Raw genomic sequence first — 22096 nt, 5'->3', positions numbered from 1 at the left:
CCCCCCCCCCCCCCCCCCCCCCCCCCCCCCCCCCCCCCCCCCCCCCCCCCCCCCCCCCCCCCCCCCCCCCCCCCCCCCCCCCCCCCCCCCCCCCCCCCCCCCCCCCCCCCCCCCCCCCCCCCCCCCCCCCCCCCCCCCCCCCCCCCCCCCAACTCAGAATTCAGTAAACGGGAGGCAGGAAAGGTGTTGTCCGGAGAGCGTATTGTTCTCAATGGCAATCCCTGCCTCCTGGTTACTGCCCGGCACGCCAGGCAGAACCCGTGGCGACAGTGCCACCACGGAGGGTATTACATGATGTTCGCAACGGACTTCGCCAGCTGCGCTTCCAGCACCGGCTGCGCCTCTTCAAACTTGAGGTTAACCTTGTTGGCGTTGGACACGACGCGGGTCTGGTACTTCAGACGGTTGCCTTCTTCGCTGCTGGTCTGCAGCTTGATACCGGAGGTGCCCTGACGCAGCGCCGCCACGTTATCGGTGGTCACGGTTGCCTTGCTGCGCTCGCTGATTTGCAGATCGGTCACCATTGCATAGTTCACGTCCTCAACCATTGCATCGGCAGCCATTCCGGCCAGCCCGGCTGCCAGTCCCACGCCCAGGATTGCTCCACCGGACGTGCTGTTATAGGCAGTAATGCCCGCACCGAGTGCCGCACCGGTGGCTGCACCTTCAAAGCCCGTACCCAGCAGGCCCTGAGCAGTGCGCAGGTCCATTTTTTCAGCCTTCAGTACGTTAGCCTGGATCCAGTAATAGGCTGCATCCGGTGATGATGTCACCGTGTAGCCTTTATTACGCAGTTCCTGAGCAAGCAGAGGAGACAGGCCGCTCATGTCTTTATCTGAGGTATTTCGGACCTGAATATAAACAGTTTTTTCAGAGGACGGTTCAAGCCATACGGTCTGACTCATCTGCGTTTTGACGTCAAGATTACGCTTCTTAATGGCAGTTCCCATCGCGCTGCAGCCGGACAGGACGAGACATGAAGCGGCGACGGCCGCCACAAAAGTATTGCGGAATTGCATGTGTTTTTTTCCTTGTCGGTAGATAACGGGCAGGCGTACCCGGGGCTCAGAAGGCCCTTAGTTCGATCGGTGTGGGGTGAAAAGACCCCCTCCGACGGAGTGACGGAGGGGTTATCGGCAGAGGGTACAGAAACTTAAATTTTTGAAATCAATTTATTGATTTTCTCGACAGCTATACCAGCACCAAGTCGATTGATTTCAGCTACAACGACTAGGTTAATAATGAACAACAAGGCGAATAAGAGTCCAGAAACTGCAAATGCAAACCATGTTGAATAACCTGATAATAAAGTAGAAATCATCATTAAGAGCACAAAAAATCCAGCAATGCGCTTTGCGACCTTCTTAAGGTGCTGTACGACTAGGGAACGTTTTCGAAAACTTTGTGGTATTGCTAAGTACAAAAGAAGATTGCTATAAGCCATAAACGTAAACAATAATCCAACAACTAACGTTGGCGCGATAAAAATCCAACCATCAGTCAGAAAATAATCTACGAATGCGTTTAAAGTTAACACCGGATTGTAGCCAGTGAAATAAACTACTGATGCACTTATAAAACTCATAAACAAAGCGGTCAAAGGGATTACCGCACTTAATTTAAATGAATCTGAAGCTGATGGAACAATCCTGTTCTGCATGCTGAAACCTTCCATTAGCATGGTTAAATCAGCGCTTACCTCTGAGGCCAACAAACCTTTCATGTCCCATCCTCCATCAAACCATAATTAAGAAGCTTTGCTATGATCCTCTCTCAACTTTTCGAGTTTCTCTTTGTAAGAATCATATTTCCCGCTTTCAGTACCAAATCTAGACTGTTTTAAGTCTTCTTCAGTACGACCAATATCATGACTTCTAACTGCTCCATGATGTTCTCCTTTTAATATATCACTGGATGCCTGAACAGTGGTTTTATTTTCTCCAGTTTTTGCACCATTTTCTCTTATGTTATCGGCATTTTCAGATCTTTGTGCTGCCACTCGTTGACCGACGTCATTTCTGATGCCGGTTCCTTCTGACTGCTGTGCAACCCGTGCCTTTCCATCGGCAAAATCTGACGTCACGTCCTGTCCCAGCACGCGGCCACCTCCGGCACGCACGTGGAACGGCTCTCCTGCCCCTGGAGGTGTTCCATATCCTCCATTGTTACGTTCCGGAGTACCTTCACGCACATGGAATGGATCTCCTGCACTACCAGACCCTCCATAGCCCCCATTGTTTTGTACCGGCCCACCTTCACGCTGTGGACGATTGTTACCGGACTCGTACGCCGGGACTGGCGCGCGAACCCCGGCCCCCGTTACCGCCCCTCCTGCTGACGTCATATTCGCAAGTTCAGACGGTAAGGTCTCAGATGGCCGCAGCGGCGCAGAAGCGGTCAGCGCCTGTGCATTACCGTAGTTACTCATAATTTCCGGCTTCAGTCGCTCCTCAACGAACTCGGTGGCGGCGGTTCGCGCGGAGTTGACGTTGGTCAGGATACCCTCCGCATCGTGACCATATTTGGCCGTCGTCCAGTCCACAAACTCCTGGTTGTAGTTGGCATCGAGGCTGGCGCTCTGGTTCTGCGACAGCGTGGCCATACGGCTGAACTCCTGGCTGCGGGTGCTGCTGTCGGTATACTGATGATACTGGCTTTTCGCATCGTTCAGCGTCGCCGCAAACTGCTCAACCTTCGAGGTTGACTGGTTGTCAGTATGGTTTCCTGAGTCACTGACGCGCGTGCTGCCCACCATATCCATGCCCTGCCGGAAGTCTTTTACCGCCTGGCTGTTTTCATCATGACGGAAGTCCCTTGACTGCGAGCTACTGTCCTGAGTGCCATGTGAACTGCCGGACGAATGTTTCCAGTCTGAGTTCAGATGCCCTTCTCCGTTCACGCTGACGCCGGTTGCCCATGCCCCAACTTTTCCTGCGATCTGGTCGCCGGAATCCCATTTCACCTGAGTGGAACCGCCCGCGCCCGCAGACCCCTGATTGCTGATATCCATCAGCCTGTTGTAAGCCTCCTGTGTCGAGATATTGTGCGCCTTACCGTAACTTTCAGCGGACGACATCATCATGCTGGCCCCGCGCGTGGCGTTACTCGCCAGGCTGCTGTCGCTGCCCTGCGTCATACTGTCACTGTTACCCGACTGTCTCGACAGCTGAGAAAGCTGCTGGAACCCGCTGGTTACGCTATGGTTATAGCCATCCAGTGAGGTCTGCGCCTGCTGCTGCGCCTGACGTGCCTGCTCGCTGAATCCGCTACTGGCCAGCGAACTGAGCTTCATGCTGACCGGGAGGTTCGAGATGGCCCCGCTGGTGTCATAAACGTTGTGCCCGTCTGACGTCTGGGTGCGCATGCTCCCCCCTTCCAGCTGATGGCTCTGCTGGCCCATCCGCTGACTCAGGTTGGTGTCAAACTTGTTCGCATTGACGTTATCCATCGACATGTTGTTAAACGACCAGTTACCGTCAGCCGTGGTGGACGCCTGTCCACCGGTGGCGAACGCCGCCGAACTCATGATACCGCCCACCGCCTGTGAGGCCACTGACGCCGCCCCCTTGGTCAGGAAGAACGACAGTACCGGTATCGACATACTCAGGTAGCCCGCGATGTTGGCCACGTCTGAGTGCTGAAGTGCCACCCTGTCCGCGTTGGCCAGCACAAGGTCCGTGCTCCCCGTTTTCGTCTGCAGGTAAAAGTTCGCCAGTGAATTCAGGATGGCGAACATCACCGGCCACATCTGGAAGTACAGGAAACCGCCCACATATATCTTCAGCGTGTTCAGTCCGAAGATGGTGTGATTGACCAGCGCCAGCGCAATCACCAGCGGGAACAGGCCAATCAGGATAAGCATCATCAGGGACTGGAACATCGGCAGGGTGCGGGTCGCAATTGTGCCACCGGCAGCCCAGCTCAGACGCTGTTTGGTCATGCTCGATTCAGTGGCCAGATTGAGCAGGTTCGCCGTGTCCGACGACCGCGCCGCAAACCCCTTCCATCCGTCCCGAACAGCCGCGTTGGTCACGTTATTACGCATGATCTGCGCCGCACTCTGGCCGCCCTTGTAAAAGAAACCATAACTTTCATCCATTGCACTCCCCAGCAATGCATCGGCATTAACCCTGCTGCCAAAAACACGCGTGGCCATGTCGTGCCAGCTGATGCCGCCGATACGAATGTCCTGTCCCATCAGCGTTTTGATGGTGGTTGCCGCCTGCAGACAGGTCACGAACTCGCGCCCGGCGGCGGAGGTCTGGTAGATACCGCGCAGCGGGCTCGGGTTATTGGTGATAAGCGTCAGCGGGTCGGTGCTGTTGAGCAGTTCGTTAATACTGTATTTCTGGTTCAGCAGGATGTCCCCGATCACACAGTTTTCCACGTAGTCGGTCAGCATCTGCGACAGCTGCGGGTTCTGCGTACGGAAATCGGAGGTCTGCGCCACGATTTGCGAACCGAACAGCATCCCGCTTTTGGTGTACGTCAGCGAGTCAGGGCGCGCAAGTGTGTACTCGTACAGCTGCGCCACCCCGTATCCGGCACCGGTGGCAAGACCGGCAATCATCGCCAGCCCCAGCGGGACGTTATCGACCTCATACACGGCGGCCTGGTCGGTGATGTCAATGATCTGCACGCTGCGCTTGGGAACCAGCAGCGCGGAGGTAATTATCATGAACACCGCCAGCCAGTGCAGGAACACCATCGGATTACGGGATTTGATAAACGACACCACCACGCCCAGCACGCCGAAGGTGCTGACAATGCGCAGCAGCGTGTCAAAGGTTGAAGATCCGATGATGGTGACCACGCCGTTTAGGACCTGACGCCACATGTCACCACCAAAGATTGTGTAGACCTCAGTCATTGCTGAACCCCCAGCGGTAGTTACCCTGATATGAGGTGGAGATAATGGTGGAGACCTGCTGCTGCAGGTACTGCATGTTGCGGTCAATGCCGTCCAGCGCGTTCTGGTCTGCCGCCGACTGCAGCTTCATATCGGCGAGCAGCCCCTGCGCGTGCTGAATGTTTTCACGCAGATCGCGCGCAGCCTGCTCCGGGAAGTTCTTGCCCGCCAGCGACTGGCTGGCCTGCTTCACCAGCTCCTGAAGGTACTGGATCATCAGGTCCTGCGCGATGTAATCGGCAACCTGAACGAGATAGGTTGGCGCCATGCCCATGCTCTGCGAGTTGGTCAGGTACTTGAGCACCGGTACGGAGGTGGTGTTGAGGAACCCCTTCTCCTTTTCGGTCAGTCCGGTGTCGTCGGTGAGCTTGGCGTTCATCGACATCATGATGTTGCGCACCTGAATGACCAGGGCATTATCGGCGCTGATGGTCACGTTACTGACTGTCGGACCGAGACACAGATCCGCATCATCACAGCCGTAGATTTTGGCGGTGCCCCCGCGCATCAGGATGGTAATGATGTCGCGGTTGTCGATCATCGGGGTGAGGATGGTGACCTGCCCGTCCTTGTTGAAGATGATGGAGCCGACGATGCTCATCACCAGTTGCTTGAGTTCGCGATTGCCGTCGAACAGGCGGTTGCGGCCGAGCGCATCCCAGATAAGATTTTTGTTCTTGAGAACCTGATCCTTGTCCTTGTCCGATGCCCGATTAGTGACACTGTCACCCTGCCCACCCACCGTGCAGCCCTGACGCGAAGCCGCCCAGTCGGAGAAGATGTTGTTTTCACCCGCGATGTCCTGGCAGATTTTCTGGTTAGAGACCTGTGAGACGGGCCACAGGCCACCGACGATGCCCTGCGCCGCCTGACAGGAACTCATGTTCATGGAGTTGATGTCGGAGGCAATTTTTTGCAGATAGTCTTTCACCTGCTTGAGCTGAGGTACCATCGTCTGTAGCGCCAGGTCAAACGCGTATCCGGCGGCGTTGGACATGATCTGCTTACCGAAGCGCTGAATTTCCGCGCCGCTGATGAAGGAAAATGCGCCCAGGTAGGCGTCAATGCCACCGCATCCGGAGTTCAGTGAAGGCACCTGCATCGAGATAAGCTGCACCTGCTTGACGGGGTTGCGCAGGTAGATGGAGCCACCGGTCATGTAACCTGCCGCCTGCCCCTGCCACGCCTGCGCCTTGCTGACGTTGCCGTCATAGCCCAGGCTGCCGAAGAAGCCGTTCAGGTCGCCGTTAACATCGGCCAGTGCCGGCGCGCTGATACCCAACGCCGCAACAAGGATCACCATAATTTTTCGCATTTTCATTGGCCCTGTCCTCCACTCCCATCTGTCGCATCAGCTACCGGGAGTGTCGCCCGCAGTTCTCTCCAGTAACGCTCCCTCCGTTTTCTGCTGATGAACAGCATCAGACGACTAAAAATCATTACGCACACATCGGCCAGCAGGCTGAGGGCGCATATACCTGCACCCACGGCAAAAAGGCAGAGACTCATCAGCCTGCCTATACCATCAGGAACGTGAAGTAGAAGAGACAACATCATGCGAATGGCATATTCGTGATTTTCAGGCGACGCCATCAACTCATCAAACATCGCTCCGGCAAAGTGCTGCCAGCCCATCGCGAACAGCAGAAAGGCTAACGCCGTCATCATGAAGACGATGCCGGTGTTAAAGAAGCAGTCCGTCTTTTTAAACATATTGAGAAACTCCGTTGGAATACAACGCGCGAAGCGAATGACAGCCGGCTGTTACTTCACCTGATGAAAGGTAACCGGATAGCGGGCCAGGGTGCCGTAACGAAACTCCACTATCGTTTCAAATACGTCAGGGACAAATTCATGTTTCTGGTACTGCGACGGATAGTCTCCAGAAGGCGGTTCCTGTGAGAAGATAAACAGGTTCACCCCTTTTCTGTTGAGCTCCGCAATCAATGTCTGAAATTTCACATCCACGCCCAGTGGGAAAAATCCATCAATGATGACGACCTTTTTGTCGCTGTTTAACACCCGCACGGCAATCTCATCAAAGCCAGATTTCCACTGACTCAGCGTCAGCAGTTCATAGTTGAAGTAGTCGGCCTTGAGGCGTGATGCCAGTCGGCGGGAAACAATCGATTTACCCGTTCCGGTCCAGCCGTAGATATAGCTATGGCCCTTACGGGCGCGGTACAACCTGGCGAGTTTTGCTGTGTTTATCTCAGCACTCAGCTGCAACACCTGTTCAGGAAGGGGATCGTAATAAGTAATATCGGTCATGATTTTCTCTCTGATTTACCGGAAAACAGTTGAAACTAGTCGCACTGATAAGGGCTCCTGTCTGCCATGAAGTTCTGACGACGCAGCACAATGCTGACCAGTGCGCCGCAGGCAAAGCCGCCTGCCAGCGACAGAAGAAAAATCAGCGGATAGTCCCGCAGGCCGCTCAACAGACGCCCCTCCGGGGAGTCAAAACGCAACCGCCCGGAATCAACGACCGGCCGGATGAGTTCAGCGGCAATAAAGGCGTAAAGCGCCGCACTGGCCAGCCATGAAGCGCAGACGAGCAGCAGCACCTGTTCAGTGCGCGTGAGCGCGAACGGTCTGGAATACATACGTGTTTTTCCAAAGGGTGCGGCGGTGCCGCCATGAAGGTTACTGCGGGGTCATGCCCTGACTGGACGGTACGGGACCAAACTGGTCGGCAGAGACGTGGTCAAGGTCGGCCTCAATCATCTGCGCAACCCGGCTGCTCAGCGTCGACATATCCGTATCCCCCTGAATCAGCGGATAGGCAGCGTTGGTGTTCACGTTAACCATAAAGGTTGTCGGCGTGGCAATCGGCAGTCCGTTTCCGAAGAAGGTCATGATCTCCCCGGCCAGCGGTTCGTTGGGCCCGGCCTTGCGCGGCACCAGCGGGTGCGGAAACGAGGCATCACCGTTGCCGTCCAGCGTGTAGGGATAGACCTTCATTCCGTTCTCCCCCGCCCAGCTTTTCAACTTCGGGTCGAACTTTGCGCTGTACTCGCAGTGCTGCTGCATAAACACCACCAGGGCGTAGTTGTTGAGATCAACCTGACGCCCGTCCTGCAGCATCATGGGGCGCGGCACCCGCGCCAGCGGTCCGGTCGGAAAACCCGGCAGCAGCTGCGGGGGGTTCTGTGCCTTAGCGGCCTCCAGCGCCGCAATCTCATCGGCCACGCTGGCCTGTGACAGGACGGGAAGGGCCAGCAAAATCAGTGCAAGGATCGCTTTCATCGCCCGCTCTCCCGTTTATGAGGCGCAGGGTGGCGGTCACGCCATTCGGTCACCAGGCAGGTGATCACGGCAGCAGCCAGGAAGATACCCGCCAGCAGCCCGAGGATGTTCTGGGTGCTGCTCACCGACCAGTCGAGCAGCTGGCGCAGGCAGTTGAGCACGATACCCGACAGGAACAGGATGATGACGGCGTTGATGTTTCTCATACGTTCTCCGCAAGAGGTGAATTCATGTTGTGAGGGGCTCAGAAGTTAGGTTTGAAGCCGGTGGCCACGTTCAGAAAACGCTTCGCCAGGTCATCCTGGGTCATGAAGCCGTATGCCAGCGGTCGGTAGTTACGCGACTTCGGCTCCACCAGGAACAGCGCAGGGAAGTGGTCGATGCCCATCGCCCGGCTTTGCCCGTTGTCCGGGCGACTGTCCGGTACCTGCGGTGACACCGTGCCGTCCACGCTGACCGGAATAAGCGCGATGTTGCGCGTGCGCGCAAAGTCTGCCACCACGCCCGCCATCTGTGCGTCAATCGGGTCCTGTCCACGGTAGAAGTAGAACAGTCCGTAGGCGCCTGACAGTTTCGCAATCGCCTGCACCTGCTGCTCCTGTTCTTTCGCCTGCTGAATCGGCACCGTGCTGTTGTAGTGCGGGTGCTCAAGGTTGTAGTCCAGGTCAGGATGATTCAGCTGCGCGACGGCAAATGACTGGCTGAACATCGAGGCCCGGTCGGTCCAGAACTTCTGCCAGCGCAGGAACGTCGCGGTGTTTTCACTGGTCGGATACAGGATGGCACGGTCAAGCGCCTCCTGCGTGAACCGCTTCAGAACCTTCGCCTGTTCTCCCGGGGACAGCTGGCTGAAGTCCGGTACCTTTTCAACGGATTTCGGCGGTGCGGACTTCACCGGTGGGGCTTTTTTCGGTTCGTTATACCAGTGCCAGCCGGTAAACGGTTCAGCCGGGGTGACCACCTCATGCGCCCCCGGGTCGGGGGCTTCCTCTGCCCGTGCCGGCAGCACGCAAAGCACCGCCAGCAGCATCAGTATCCGTTTCATTTACTGCTCCCCGTCGTCTGCTGGTTAACCTGTGCGGCGATACGTTCTTTTGCGATCTTCGTCATCGCTTCCGTATCAGGGATTTTCTGGTTATCCATGAGGTCACTGTAGAAGTCACTAAAGTTGATTTTGTCGAAGTTGATCGCCTGAAGTTCAGGGACCGTTATCCCTCTGCAGTCAGGGTCATCACCTTCACCAAAGCTGATGTGCAGCTGATCCCGACGGCCCTGTTCCTGAATGATGCGGGCGAGCTTGCCACCGAACACACAGTAGACCTGTTTTTTCTGGATGCAGATGCCGGCAACTTTATGATTGCAGGCTTCACCGACTAAAACCGTCACCTTCTTCGCCTTCGCCTTGCCGATGGCCATCTCCTCGCTGCTGCAGTTGGCCACCCCGGCACTGTTGCCCCAGCCGGAGTCCACGCAGCAGTTTGAGAAGCCCGCCATCGCCTTGCGGCACGCCATGCTCTGCCCGGTAAACGCTTTAATGTCGATCTGGTCTCCGTTCTTCACGTCATCGCCGGCGGAGGCCAGCCCGGCCAGTTTCGCCACGGCGAGATCAAACCCGCTGTCCCCGGCACCGTCTGTGCCGCCGCAGTCGCCGGTCTTGCAGAAGTAGTCATCCCCGCACAGCAGGCCTCCGGAAGTGTACGTCTTCTGACACTGCCAGGTTTCAGACTGGTGGGTACACACGCCGCCGTCCGTCTGCGTACAGGCTGTGCCAGAACGGGTACAGTTTTTGTCATTCATCAGCGTGCTGCATGTGCCGGTTGAAGTGGTGGGGGTAATGTACGTGTCTGAATATTCCCAGCAGTCGCTTGTCTCGGTGTAGGTTTTACCATCCTGCGTGATTGACCGCGTTCCCCCGGGGTCCACGCAGGTGGTTTCTTTCTGCGCTATTGCGGTGCTCTTATCAAACCCGCAGCTTTCACTCCAGCCAACGGACGACTTGGTCGTGTCGCGTTCGACCAGGAAGGGGACGGTGACTTTAATAACAAATCTTCCGGAATTCACGCTGCTGATAATCGTGTCCCGGTAGCTGTCTTCATGCCCGTCGGTATTGGAGCGAACGCGCACGCTGACAATGTCACCTTTTGCGACCTTAAATGTCGTAAAATTCATGCTCCCGGAGCGGTTGTAATTCAGGTTGCGTGACCCGTTTCTGAAGCTCACCGTATAGTCCAGACGGCCGCCGTGGTAATCGGAATCACTGGGATAGCCAAAGCTGGCCGTTCCCGAAGAAATCGTTCCACCTTCCTTCATGACGAAATCGTACCGGACCACCCAGTTAGCTTCCCGTACTACAGAACCCTCACGCGCATTGAGAACCAGCGTGGTTTTTTGTGTTTCCTTACTGCCCGTCAGAACGATGCCTGCCGTTCTGCCACAGGTCTGAACCACTGCCACATCACGATCGCAGCTGTAGTCCTGGAACGTCGTTTTGCTGACGACTTTTTCCGTGCATTGCGCACTGGTGCCATCAACCATCGTCCCGGCATTGGCCTCCGCGTTCTTACCCGTCTGGATATAGTCAGCATTCGGGTCAAGGGTGACGGGCGGATTTTTCGTGGCCGAATCGGTCACCGCCTTTCCGGCATCACCGTTGGTGAATTCCGCAAGCCCTTTATCGCTGATACCGCCATCTCCCCCCTGTACGCCACCGTAATACCCTGTTTGTGGCGGACTGGACGTATAACCCGGAATGAAGGAAGACGGGTCACCGCCCGACAGCGTGCCGGTGCCCTGCCCGCTATTGCTTTTTCCCGTGCTGGCCCCGTCCTTATACGCATCGCTCACCGGATCCGCGTGAACCAGCGGGCATAACAGCAACAGCAGTGAAATGACGGTTTTTTTCATTTTGCGCTCTCCAGCAGCTGACGTGCCGTGGCCCCGCATTCACCGCGTTCGGCCACGTTCTTCAGCGCTTCTGCCAGCGGCAGGCTGCCCCGGATAATGTCGAAGTGGCCGGGGCAGGTGACGACAAGAGCAGGCACGGCGCTGACGTTGTATTTCTGATAAAGGGTCGGTTCGATCTGCACGCCCAGCGTGTTGTCTTCTTTCGCGATATCAAACATGGCCGATGCGGTTTTGCGAAAGTCGTTATCAATCAACCCCCGGATGGTGGCCGGAATGCCGAACCGCCGGGCATCGGCAAGCATCGGCTTCAGCCCCTCCGGCGGGATGGAGAAGCTGACGAAGTACACGGCTGGCGGCGTGACGTCGGGTCTGTCATCACCGGACTGGCTGGCGGCGATCTGCGCCTGCAGGTCGTTAACCCTGTCCTGCTGGGCAGGCGGCAGCGTCACCGTCTGCCCCATCAGCGTGTTCTGAAACTCCTTCAGCTCTTTCTGCTGCTGCTTCATCCAGGCGACGTCGCCCGGGTTCACTGAGGGCTGCTCTGCCGCGAAGGTGGAAAACGCGCAGGCCAGCAGCGCGCTGCAGCACAGCGCGCGGGTAAGTTTTGCATTCATGACATAGCCTCAGGTGTAGACGCAGTTGCGTTTGCGCCAGATGAGATAACCGAACGATTTTTTAGTGGTCGGGGGGTTATGAACCGAGCCCCATATCTGGGTGCTGGCCCCGAAGGCGTGGCAGGAGAGTACATCAGGCACCATGTTCACCATCTGATACCGCCATCGCTCTTTCGGAATAATGGGGGACGGATAGGAGTAGCAGACCGCAAAGTCAGCGCCGACCGTGTTCTGTACCAGCCCCTCCCGGTGCAGCTTGAACGCCATGCGCTCCGTCACCTGAACCGATGCCTCCAGCGGGGAATACTCGCTGCTGACTGTACCGGTCAGCGGGTACATGGAACCCTGCGCGCCGGCGCACCAGAACAGGGGGGAGAGCGGATAACCGGCTGAACTGGAAATCGCGTCTGCCGCACAGGCGCCCTGTGCCAGCAGGTTGCCAAACAGGGCCGCCTCCGGATTGATAATCATCGAGAGCGTGTCATCGCCCCACATCGGATCGACCTCGGACAGGTAACCGATGTCCATATCACCGGTCTGCATACAGCCTTCGCTGGTGATGATGTTCAGCCAGTAAATGAGCGGGTACTTGTACCAGTGAACGTGGTAGAACCCGCCGGCAACGGGCCGGTCGCTCTGCCCGGCTGTGCCGGTACCCACCTTACCCAGGTCGATCTTGAAGCCGCCCATGTTGACCATCACGCCCGGCTCCCGGGTGACGTCGGTCATGGCCATCGGCTCCCAGTAACCGATGGCCAGCCCGATGCGATAGAAAATCCCGTAAGGGCAGATCTGGATTGGGGAAGCCGGGTTCGTGGTATCGGGCTGTGGCCCCGCCGCCAGCGGGATGCTGCCGAGCGACATCGGGAACAGACAGGTCCAGCAGACGTCGCTGATGGGGTTAACCCAGCGCCCTTCTCCGGCATTGGTGACGGCCGCACTTGCAGTATGGGACAGCAGCCCGGCGCACAGGACCGTCAGCGCCAGCAGAAATCGTTTCATGAAGCAGTATCCTCATCCGTCAGGGCACGAAGCCAGAGGCAGACGGGTCCGGCCTGCGTGTCATGAATGGATCCGACAAACCAGGCTTTACCCGGTGGCACCGGCGTCCACGCGCTGAAGTCGGTAAAGCCGTTGTCGTAGGCCGCCATCATCTCGTCGGAGACCTCGTTTTCCATCCAGCTGGCGGCTCTGCGAAGACGGTGGCTTTTCAGCCAGGCGGCAAACTCTGCTTCCAGCGCCGGTCCGCTTTCATTCTCAGGAATAAAAAAGTCCGGGTGCGTCCAGCAGCCGGAGTCATCACGCAGCACGGGCTGGGCGATAATCGCTTTTGTGATTGTCATGATCGGGTATCCGTAAGGTGCCGGGACAGGTCTGCCCGGCGGGAAAGGGGTATCTGTTACAGCGCAGCGCCGGTAGCGGTACGTTTTTTTTCTAAAGCAGCCCTGCGACGCAGCCAGATGCACACGGCGCCCTGCTGCGTATCGTGAAGGGAACCGATAAACCAGCCACTTCCCTGGGGGATTGCAGGTTGCCAGCGACTGATGTCTCCGTCGCTCAGCTGGTACGTACGCATCAGCTCAGGCGGCACTTCTTCACGCATCCACCGGATGCTGCATTCCAGCTGCTGCGCTGCCAGCCAGGCGTTGAACTCGCCCGGCCCTTCCGCGTCGCCATCAGGAATAAAATAGTGCGGATGGGTCCAGCAGCCGTCCCGGCTGCGCTGCGGCTGAACGGCTTCGATGCGTGAAACATTCACGATTGACGCCTCCTGGTCAGGTTAAAAAAGGCACCGCGTCAGGTTCGCGGCTGAGGCGGAGCGCAACGCAGTGAGCACCGAACAGCCGGGAAGATGAGGCGGAATTGACTCACCGGTTCAGTTAATTTCATTTCAATGCCACTTCATCCACTTTGAGAACACGCCCGTCCCGGCTGATACGCACCGGCGTATGGGTAAAGCCGAACTTCGTGGTCAGCACGCCCGCCTGGTCAAAATAAACCGGTTCATCCAGCGTATCGCTGGTTTCCTTGATGTTGCCGTTCACCAGGATCACCTTGAAGTTCATCTGACCGGCCACCTGTTTTTTCACCCAGGCCACTTGGTCGCGGTTATCTCCGTCGAGGAAGTACAGCACCTCGCTGAACGGCACGCGGTCAAGCGGGTTCACCTGGTCACCCTGACTGGCGATCACCCGGCCCTGCATGTCCTTAATCTTTTCCCGGACGGTGAAGGTCGGGTCAAAAGCAAAGCTGCGTGACGTGATGGCCGGAGACAGTCCGGCCACCGGTGTGGGCCGCACGGCGTGCGCTTTCACTCTCGCCTCGGTTTCCCGCTGCATTTTCGCCATTTCCCCGCTGTCCTCCATCGCCTGCAGTCGCTGTTTGATAAACGCCAGCAGGTCAGGCTCTGCGATGGTAAACAGGTGACCGGTGGTGCCGAGGTCGCGGGCGGATGCCCCGGCACTCACCAGACTGAGCAGGAGCAGAAATACCGTCCTTTTTTTCATGGCACCTCCTGCATCCGCCGGGCAATGTCGGCCTGTATCTCCGGTGTAATATCCAGCGTGGGCTGCACGACCGCGCCCGCCACCAGGATAAGGTCATTGTGCGCGGCCATGTACGCGCTCAGGCTGTCGTTCAGCGCCCGGCTGAACCGTTCCGTCATCACCCGGGCGGTGTTTTCGTCCAGGGCTTTCTGTGCGGCCTGCTGTTTGAACGCGTCAATGGTGTTTTTCATATCAAACACCACCGTCTCGCGCTGCATGTGCTGCACAACCAGCGCACTGACCCCGGCGCAGCACGCCAGCAGCAGCAGGGATGCGCCGGCGAAGGCGGCCAGCGTGCGCTGACTGAACCCCGCGCGTGGCTGACGGACCGATACGTCCGGGGCAGGTGCGTTCCCCCGCCTGTTGTGAAACCGCGACCGGCGGGGAGGCACCGTCACGCCCCTGCGGACGTCATCGCCCTCCCGCCGGGCGTTCGTTTTGTCACTCACAGTTCCACCTCCTCAGTGTCATTTTTTATCAGCCCTGCCCACAGCTGCAGCTCGTGCATTTCCTGCTGATACCTGTCCGGCTCGCAGGCCAGCAGCCAGGCGGCCTCCTCACTGGTGGCACCGTACTCTTTCTGCACGTTATCCATAAACTGGAAGTCTTCACCGCGCGTGCTGAACATGGCGCGCGTGACCGGATCAACAAACACCCGGTGAAACGAACTCGTCTCCCCGGTCGAGATCATCACCGAACTGAAGCCGGTATCCTTCGCAGGCAGGAACCCGCGTATGACCTGCGTCTCCATTTCGGAGAACTGGTCAGGGTTGGCATTCAGGTAGGTTTTAAACGCTTTGGCATCCTGAAGCAGGGTCACTTTGGTGCCGCTGCAGTCCCATGCCGCCGCCGCTGCCGGCGGTGCCGCCTGGTCTTTGGTGCCGGTGAAGTCCTTGATACCCTGAGTGATGGTAATGAAGGCACCCCTATGCCGGCGCACCGTGCGGTAGCCGGTTTCAATGAAGCGGGCGGCGTGCGGGTTTTTGCCGCTGAACAGACGCCAGGCTTCATCGATGATGGCCACCTTTTTGAGGTCACGCGGCGAGTGGTACATTTTTTCCTGAATAGCCAGGATGAGCGAGTACAGGATGGCCGACAGCAGCTGCGGCCGGCTTTCCAGGCTCAGAAGCTCCAGCACCGAGAAGCGGGTGTCGCCGTCGAGCGTCGGGCTGTCGGAGTTAAAGTATTCGCCGTTCGCCCCCGACGTACACCACGGGTCAAGCAGCAGGACCAGCTCGTTGATGCGGTTCATGATCGTCGGCTGTTCGCTGTACTGGCCCTTCACCTCTGCGGACGTCAGGTAACCCACCACATCGTCGATGCGCGCCTTGTTTGCTTTCGCCGCCCAGGCCGCCATCACGCCCTTGAGCAGGACGGCTTCGCTCACTTCATCCAGCGTGCCCTCGGGGCTTGCCAGCACGGTGAGCAGGCCGGTGATGCCTTCCGCCGACTCGTTGATGCTGGTCACGTTGGCGAACGGGTTGAAGCGCAGCGTGGCGCCGTCGAGATACACTCCGCCAGCCTGCCGGCAGAAGTTTTTGTAACTGCCTCCCATGTCGATAACCCAGCCGAAGCCGCCCGAGTTCAGTACCTGGCGCAGGATCTCCTGAATGACGAAGCTTTTACCCGCCCCGGTGGTGCCGGTCACCGCAATATTGGCGTTGGTGCTGCCGTTGCTCTCGCTGAACATGTCAAAGAAGGACAGCTGGTTGCGGTAGGTTGGCAGGGCGCTGCCGGACGGCGACATCTGGCGTTCGGCTACGACGGGCATCAGGTTCACGGCGTTAAAGCTCTTGCAGCGCAGCGTGGCCCCCATGTGCACCATGTCTTCCCACAGCCCCTCCTGCATCATAAACGGCAGGGTACTGAGCCAGTTGCGCAGCTGCTGGAAGCGCGGGGCGGAGATTTCCAGGTCGTTCTTGCGGAATACGTTGATGGCGGACAGCTCACACGCCTGCTGCTCGCTGTCGGTATCGGGCGTGAACAGCGTCAGGTTCAGGGTGACGTCGCACATGGCAATCTCATTGCTCGCCAGCCCCTGGCGCAGGTCGCGCCACTCTTCGTAAGCACGCTGCGTCCCCGGAAACAGCTTGCCGTAGGACGTTGCGGCCTTCTTGCCCAGGTCCTGCTCTTTCCTGAACGCATCGTTCTGACTTTTCACCTGGTCTTCGACGCAGACCGTCCAGCTGAGGATGTAGGGACACGGAATGCCCAGATCCGGAAAACGCATGTTCTGCAGGTTGTCAGCGCCCTGCCACAGCGCGAACTGCGCCGGGGCTTTGGTCAGCTGCATGCTTACGATGCGCGTACTGGCCACCGCCGCATCCCGCCCGTCACCGATGATGCGGTCTTCCGGCTGCCGGGCGGTGGTCATGCGAAGGTGGCCGGGATGCACCTCCAGTTCAGTACTGTGGTCGACGCACTGACGGTGCAGCTCCTGCTCCGGGTTCCAGTGGCCTGAGCTGCGGGTGACCTGCCCGGGGCGATAGTTCAGCTGCTCGCGCATCACGGAGAGGAACTCAGGCACGTCGACGCGCCGGGTGTCCATGTGCGCCGCCAGCAGCGACACGCGCAGCGTTTCCCGCAGCTGCGCAACCTTGTCCATCGAGCGGATGCCCGTTTTTCCCGGCAGCGCATACACCAGGAAAACCCGGTAGTTACGCAGGTACAGCGGGAACTCGCGTTCGTTTTTGAGCCCCATCAGCGCGGCGCGCTCCCAGTAGGCGCGGGTGATGGCGTTCAGCTTGAGGGCATGCTCGCCCTTCCACATGTCTTTGCTGAGGCCCTGCTCCAGCATCTCACCGACGCACTTACTGGCAACCAGCACGACGGAAACGGGCGTCTTGCGCGGCATTTTTTTGCGGATAAGGTCGTCCAGCGCCTGTACCACCTGCTGGTTGGCCCCGGCCAGCGGTGCCACCTCCATGATAAATCCCACGGAGCGGCTGTTAATGAAGAGGTCGCTTTTTTCATCGTACATGCGATAGGGCAGCAGGCTGGTGAGGGAGGGATAGCTGAAGTTCTGGCGCAGCATGCTGGCCGCCGCCTTCGCGCCGCCTTCATCCTTACTGCCGGCGAAGATGCCCGCCAGCTGGTTAATCAGGGAATTGCTCATAGTTACTCTCCGTCGCTGATGACGCGGAAGTCTTCATCCCAGCGTGATTTTTTCTTCACGAACTCAACCACGGCGGGCTGATGGAAACTGTCCTGTTCGTCAACCCAGGGGGCTATCCACAGGCGCTGGGTGGCGTCAGGAATGCGCAGTGCGTTAACGCGTCCGGCGCTGGCGTAATCAGTGGGTGTGATCGGTGCAGCCGCAGCTTTAACCGGGACTGACGATGTGCGGAGGGCATTACCCGGTGTTACCGCTGGCGCACTCATGACTGGACGTGGTGCCAGGGTCGCCACGCTCACCTTACGGTCTGATGATACGGCCGGGCGGCTGTTCGGGAGCGTGGCCAGCGCCTCACCGGCAGGCTTTGGGCTGGCGTCTTTCTCCACGGAAAGGTCATCGAGGCTTCTGCCCTTTGCCGCCAGCTTGCTGGCGTCAGCCATCGACAGGCACTGGTCGGTGGTGGTTTTGTTGCAGTCGAAATCCGAGTTCATACCGGCGCAGCCAGTGAGTGCGGCGCACAGCAGTGCGCCACCGAGTAGTTTGTACATGGTGTTATCTCCGGGTGCGGCCGGGCCGCGTTCAGGTGTGTAAACAGGTAAGGACAGGTTCAGGAACGGGTGTGTTTATCATCACTGATAATGTGCGAAGTGAAGGTGTACTGAAGTTTCGTCTACCGGTGGCTATTCACCAGCAGATACTATCTCTCCCATAAGGTCACAAAAGACGAACGCATCAGGATATAGGGAAAATCGGACACGAAGTATTAAGCGCCTGGCCAGGAGGCCATAAACCGGGTCACCAATTCATCAGCATGGTAAATATCATTGATGTTGCAACCCAGATAACAGTATTCACACTAAAAGCCTTTAATGCATATTTCAGGTAGCTTCCCTCTCCGGAGGGAATGCCAAACCTGACGCCAACCGTAAAGGGTGTAAGAAAGGCAAGAAATTGCCACACGCCCCAGTATTTTTCCCCGATGCCGAGATGCCTCATCAGGGTAATGATCGCAAGATTTATCATCACTGATCCAACTGCGACGCAGCCAGCAAAAATATGATGTCGCCACCGTCTGATTTCTTTCATCCCTCTGCTCCCACGTAATGGCTTCTCTCAGCGTGATGGTCTTTCATAGAATAACGTTCTCCGGGTACGTCACTTAAGTAAACGGATAATAACATGGCACAGTACTGCAAGAGCCGACGCTGTTAGCGAAATCAAGACCACGTAGACCAAAACGGCAAAGCCGAGCGCGACACCGTAATTAATGCGCCGCTCCATCCTGGATGCCTTTTTCAAACCCTTACCTCCCTCATCCGGTGCCCGGCGTCCGCAGACTGGAACATCAGCAGGTAATATTTCAAAACATCCATGAAGCTTACCGGTTTGATACCTTCTTCCCAGTTTCTTCACATAGCCTGAATATGTCAGGGTCTGTACGCCGCTGTTGCGCGTTCGTTTTATCTGCAGGCATGTTGTTGCTCAGCATAGAGAGCCTTCTAATTTTTCCAGAATCACTCGTACACTTATTACGTTCGCTATTGCAATGAAACAGATAAGGGCCCCTCCATCGGGGGTAGAGGTTAACCAGTTATAATGACTCGCGATAATACACAACCACACCACTGACAGGGGCGCGATATTTACCTTCAGACAGGACCTGACTGCAAACTCAAAAGCGCCTTTCTTCTTTGGAGGAGTGATCATGGTGAAAAGCAAAAAGAAGGATGAAACAAGAATAAGGGTTGCCAGTAACGTGTGCCTGTATTCCTTCACCGCACCAATATGCATCAGCCATGCGAGGATGAGCACACTCAGCAGAAGGGGCGCTGAGCATACAGCTCCAAAAACAAGCTTTCGGCTCAACCTTATGGTCTCTTTTACATCGTTCAAGGAATGCGCCCTCCGGGCGTTGATAAAACTTTTAATAAATAACTGACAAGAACAAGCCTAATAGAGGAAAAACGTAATGGATAATCGCATAGCCCATTGCTGCCAGGGCTGACCCCATTAGCAAAATCCCGACGACGTTGATCAAAACGTGAGTGGCGTACCCGACGCCGTAATAAATGCGCTTCTCCATCCTGGATGCCTTTTTCAAACTCTTACCTCCCTTCCCAGCACGCGAAAGCGCAGCGCATCCGGTGCCCGGCGTCCGCAGACCGGGACCCGGACTTCACGGTTCATGATGGTCAACAGCAGCATCGCGCGCTTCATGCCGTCGTTTTCCTGCCAGACCGCTTCCAGCCCTTCATAAGCGCCGGTTAGAATTTCCACGCGGTCACCGCTGACCGGGCCGTCTGGCTTCGGTGACAGGCAGTCGTGTGAGCGCAGCTTCATCACGACGTCATCCGGCAGCGGCGAGGGCAGGCCACCGAAACTGACCAGTGTCGAGATACCCCGCGTGCCCTTGATGGTGGTGGTATGAATGACCTCCGGGTCAAAGCGCACGAAAAGGTAGCCCGGAAACAGCGCCTGCGCCGTCACCGGTTTCACCGCGCCGTTCTTCAACACCTGTGCGGTGTAAAGCGGCAGGAAGCAGTCCACGCCCTGATTCTGCAGGTGCTGCTGCGCCCGTTTTTCCTGTGCAAACTGCGTCTGCGCCACGTACCACTGTTCCATGTCCCGCTCCTTAGTTTATGGTGTCACCCAGACGCAGCTGGCTCGCCTGGCGCAGCACTTCGTCCGGATTAAGGTTGCTCATTGATGCATTCACCGCGCTGACCGCCGCTTTTGCCGGTGCTTCTGCCGGGGCTGCGTTCTGCGGGTTGGCCGTGTTCGCTGCCAGCTCTTTTTCGTGGTCCGTGTCTTCAATGGTTTCCAGGCGGAAACCCTGCTGGAACACGATGGTCACCAGGTTACCGGCACCGATATCAATCACCGGGTGGTACTGCTCGGCGCGTTTTATCCAGTACTGGCTCAGCGTGTCGGCAGCCTTACTGGCGCCGCCGCCGATGCCCTGCTTCAGGACATCGCCCGCTCCGACCGATGCCGTGGCGCCGAGTCCGACGCTTGGCGTCGCCGCCGACTGGATGCCCTCACCGAAGCCTGACAGCAGGCCCGCAGCCCCGGCGTTGGCGATAATCACGCCGTTACGCATCACCGGCTTGCCGCGAATCCCCTGCTTGCCCGCGTAGGCGGCGTGCCCTTCAAACGGCATGTCGATGTGTTTGCCGTTTTTCAGGATGCAGCTGATGTTCTTGGTGCGCACTTCCCCGCGCTCGCTGGAGATGTCCCCCCAGATTTCCCCGGTCACGCGGCACTGGTCCATGCTGTAGGTTTTGCCGTTGGGCATGGAGACATCGCCCACCAGGGTGAACACCACGGCGTTGGTATTCTGATTACCGGTCACGCTGGCGTTGGCATCAGCCCCCTCAATCATCACCGCCTCGGAGAAGGAACCTGAGGGTATCCACGGCAGCTTCGTTTTCTTCGCCTGCAGCGAGGTATAGGTGAAGGTGGTGCTGGTCATGCCGCCAGTCCGGGTCCGTGCAGTGCCGCCACCGTTGCCCGGATAATAGCCGGCAACCTGTCCTGTCCCCTGACCGGGGTAAAACTGGCTACCCTGTCCGGGTGAAGGCCCACGGGCAGGGTCGTTAATGTTCCACTGCGCAGGTCCGGCAGGACCGGTGGCAACCGGGCCAGTCGGCGGGGTCACCGCAGCGGGGGGAGTTACGGGCGGTTTATCCGCCTGCACCTGCAGCTTGTTCAGCAGGTCATCGAGCTTGCCCAGCTTCTGCTTCATTTCATCATTCTGGCGCTGCATATCGGACTTCAACTGCGTGACGGTGTTTTCCAGCCCGGCCGTTTTGTTCTGCTGCTGGGTGAGCACCGAGCTGGCCAGTGAATCGGTAAACGTCGAGGTGACCAGGCCGGTCATGTCGGCTTTCTTTGCCGGAGGCGGTGCGTTCAGCGCGGCCTGGTGCTGTGAGTACCACCAGATGCCGCCACCCAGCGCCGCCGCGACTGCGGCGGTCACGCCGGCAATCACCCACTGCCTGCGGCGGGCGGCCGTATTAATGTTGCTCATGCTCCGCCCTCCGCGTCGGTGGAGAAGATAACCCAGACATAGCCTTCACCGCTGGCAAACAGGGACCGCGTTGAAAGCATCACGGCACGAACGCCCTTCTGCCAGAACTGCTTTTCGCTCAGCGACTGAGTGATGTAACCGTTATTCTTCATCCGGTAGCGCACCACCCGGAGGTGTGAGCCCGCGAGCTGGCGTTCTGCGGTCAGGGTGAGTGCGACGGAGGGGGTGTAAGCGGGGGCGCGACTGGCCGGCAGTTCGGTATAGCTTTCCGGCACGCCGCCGCTGACGACGGTGCGGGCCACGCTGACCAGCGTTTTCTCCCAGGGCTGACTTTCCTCCCATGCTTTCGCGTCGGGGTTCGGCTTCACCGGGCCGGAGGCGGGAATGAGGCGCAGGGTGCGGCCGTCCCCGGCTTTTGGCGTCACATCAATTGAAGCGCCGATGCCGCTGGCCGTTTCCAGAAACAGCGTGAAGCGTTCGCTGGTCACTGGCGTGACGAGCAACGCCCCGCCCTCGGTATTTTCCTGCGTGAAGGCGTTTTCCGGCCCGGTCACGCGGGTGATGAGTTCACCGTCGATAACAATTTTATTGGGACTGGTATTACTCAGCTGCGCTTTCAGGTGCGCATCGTTTTCAAACGGCGTACCCGCCGGGCCGCTGACGGCGGCGAACGCGGCAGGCGTCATCAGTGCAGACATCACAAACAGGGCGGAAAGGGTTTTCTTCATG

General features: G+C 58.0%; 23 protein-coding genes. All 23 read right to left on the bottom strand.

Translation table 11 applies throughout. The features are described from left to right. Window positions 1-287 precede the first annotated feature (287 nt). Window positions 288-1019 carry a complement resistance protein TraT gene (traT, locus tag WH277_RS05105; protein WP_339504772.1) on the bottom strand — a complete coding sequence of 244 codons (732 nt, stop codon included), beginning with the start codon at window positions 1017-1019 and terminating at the stop codon, window positions 288-290. A 134-nt stretch (window positions 1020-1153) separates the two neighbouring features. Further along, window positions 1154-1723, bottom strand: coding sequence for a hypothetical protein (locus tag WH277_RS05100; RefSeq protein WP_339504770.1), 570 nt, complete (start codon window positions 1721-1723; stop codon window positions 1154-1156). Between the two features lie 24 nt (window positions 1724-1747). After that, entirely contained in the window at window positions 1748-4870 is a 3123-nt protein-coding gene (gene traG, locus WH277_RS05095) for a conjugal transfer mating-pair stabilization protein TraG (RefSeq protein ID WP_339504768.1), read from the bottom strand. Then, window positions 4863-6230: a conjugal transfer pilus assembly protein TraH gene (gene traH, locus WH277_RS05090; protein WP_339504765.1), complete on the bottom strand. Its 1368-nt coding sequence runs from the start codon at window positions 6228-6230 to the stop codon at window positions 4863-4865. Before traH ends, traG begins: the two co-directional genes overlap by 8 nt. After that, window positions 6227-6622: a hypothetical protein gene (locus WH277_RS05085; RefSeq protein ID WP_339504763.1), complete on the bottom strand. Its 396-nt coding sequence runs from the start codon at window positions 6620-6622 to the stop codon at window positions 6227-6229. The genes traH and WH277_RS05085 overlap by 4 nt, the downstream gene beginning before the upstream one ends. Window positions 6623-6673: 51 nt before the next feature. Beyond that, on the bottom strand, window positions 6674-7180 hold the full coding sequence (locus WH277_RS05080) for an ATPase (protein WP_339504761.1): 507 nt from the start codon (window positions 7178-7180) through the stop codon (window positions 6674-6676). 35 nt (window positions 7181-7215) lie between these two features. Continuing rightward, window positions 7216-7515, bottom strand: coding sequence for a hypothetical protein (locus WH277_RS05075; protein WP_339504760.1), 300 nt, complete (start codon window positions 7513-7515; stop codon window positions 7216-7218). Window positions 7516-7555: 40 nt separating this feature from the next. After that, window positions 7556-8158 (bottom strand): F-type conjugal transfer protein TrbB, encoded by a 603-nt coding sequence (gene trbB / locus WH277_RS05070; RefSeq protein WP_339504758.1) that lies wholly within the window; start codon window positions 8156-8158, stop codon window positions 7556-7558. After that, on the bottom strand, window positions 8155-8364 hold the full coding sequence (locus tag WH277_RS05065) for a hypothetical protein (RefSeq protein WP_118666150.1): 210 nt from the start codon (window positions 8362-8364) through the stop codon (window positions 8155-8157). Before WH277_RS05065 ends, trbB begins: the two co-directional genes overlap by 4 nt. Window positions 8365-8402: 38 nt before the next feature. Beyond that, window positions 8403-9203: a type-F conjugative transfer system pilin assembly protein TraF gene (traF, locus tag WH277_RS05060; protein ID WP_339504755.1), complete on the bottom strand. Its 801-nt coding sequence runs from the start codon at window positions 9201-9203 to the stop codon at window positions 8403-8405. After that, a complete protein-coding gene (gene traN / locus WH277_RS05055) occupies window positions 9200-11062 on the bottom strand; it encodes a type-F conjugative transfer system mating-pair stabilization protein TraN (protein WP_339504753.1) in 1863 nt (620 codons plus the stop codon). The genes traF and traN overlap by 4 nt, the downstream gene beginning before the upstream one ends. Further along, the gene (gene trbC / locus WH277_RS05050) at window positions 11059-11676 is read right to left on the bottom strand and encodes a type-F conjugative transfer system pilin assembly protein TrbC (RefSeq protein WP_339504751.1); all 618 of its coding nucleotides are present in this window, start codon (window positions 11674-11676) and stop codon (window positions 11059-11061) included. Before trbC ends, traN begins: the two co-directional genes overlap by 4 nt. Window positions 11677-11685: 9 nt before the next feature. Then, window positions 11686-12678, bottom strand: a complete 993-nt coding sequence (gene traU / locus WH277_RS05045; RefSeq protein ID WP_339504749.1) for a conjugal transfer pilus assembly protein TraU — start codon at window positions 12676-12678, stop codon at window positions 11686-11688. Then, entirely contained in the window at window positions 12675-13019 is a 345-nt protein-coding gene (locus WH277_RS05040; RefSeq protein ID WP_339504748.1) for a hypothetical protein, read from the bottom strand. Before WH277_RS05040 ends, traU begins: the two co-directional genes overlap by 4 nt. Window positions 13020-13075: 56 nt before the next feature. Beyond that, a complete protein-coding gene (locus WH277_RS05035; RefSeq protein WP_339504746.1) occupies window positions 13076-13435 on the bottom strand; it encodes a hypothetical protein in 360 nt (119 codons plus the stop codon). Between the two features lie 127 nt (window positions 13436-13562). Then, complete coding sequence (gene traW, locus WH277_RS05030) at window positions 13563-14183, bottom strand: type-F conjugative transfer system protein TraW (protein WP_339504745.1); 621 nt, start codon at window positions 14181-14183, stop codon at window positions 13563-13565. Next, window positions 14180-14614 (bottom strand): type-F conjugative transfer system protein TrbI, encoded by a 435-nt coding sequence (gene trbI, locus WH277_RS05025; RefSeq protein WP_339504743.1) that lies wholly within the window; start codon window positions 14612-14614, stop codon window positions 14180-14182. The genes traW and trbI overlap by 4 nt, the downstream gene beginning before the upstream one ends. A 53-nt stretch (window positions 14615-14667) precedes the next feature. Further along, on the bottom strand, window positions 14668-17337 hold the full coding sequence (gene traC / locus WH277_RS05020) for a type IV secretion system protein TraC (RefSeq protein WP_339504741.1): 2670 nt from the start codon (window positions 17335-17337) through the stop codon (window positions 14668-14670). Between the two features lie 2 nt (window positions 17338-17339). Further along, the gene (traV, locus tag WH277_RS05015; RefSeq protein ID WP_339504739.1) at window positions 17340-17885 is read right to left on the bottom strand and encodes a type IV conjugative transfer system lipoprotein TraV; all 546 of its coding nucleotides are present in this window, start codon (window positions 17883-17885) and stop codon (window positions 17340-17342) included. A 247-nt stretch (window positions 17886-18132) separates the two neighbouring features. Then, window positions 18133-18423, bottom strand: coding sequence for a hypothetical protein (locus tag WH277_RS05010; RefSeq protein WP_339504737.1), 291 nt, complete (start codon window positions 18421-18423; stop codon window positions 18133-18135). Between the two features lie 1011 nt (window positions 18424-19434). Next, window positions 19435-19959 carry a transcription/translation regulatory transformer protein RfaH gene (gene rfaH, locus WH277_RS05005; protein ID WP_339504735.1) on the bottom strand — a complete coding sequence of 175 codons (525 nt, stop codon included), beginning with the start codon at window positions 19957-19959 and terminating at the stop codon, window positions 19435-19437. A gap of 10 nt (window positions 19960-19969) precedes the next feature. Then, on the bottom strand, window positions 19970-21367 hold the full coding sequence (traB, locus tag WH277_RS05000) for an F-type conjugal transfer pilus assembly protein TraB (protein ID WP_339504733.1): 1398 nt from the start codon (window positions 21365-21367) through the stop codon (window positions 19970-19972). Beyond that, window positions 21364-22095 carry a type-F conjugative transfer system secretin TraK gene (gene traK / locus WH277_RS04995; protein WP_339504731.1) on the bottom strand — a complete coding sequence of 244 codons (732 nt, stop codon included), beginning with the start codon at window positions 22093-22095 and terminating at the stop codon, window positions 21364-21366. Before traK ends, traB begins: the two co-directional genes overlap by 4 nt. Window position 22096: the final 1 nt, after the last annotated feature.

The sequence above is a fragment of the Erwinia sp. MYb416 genome, assembly GCF_037479575.1.
In the GTDB taxonomy this organism is placed as follows: domain Bacteria; phylum Pseudomonadota; class Gammaproteobacteria; order Enterobacterales; family Enterobacteriaceae; genus Erwinia; species Erwinia rhapontici.
This window is presented reverse-complemented; position numbering and strand designations above follow the sequence as displayed.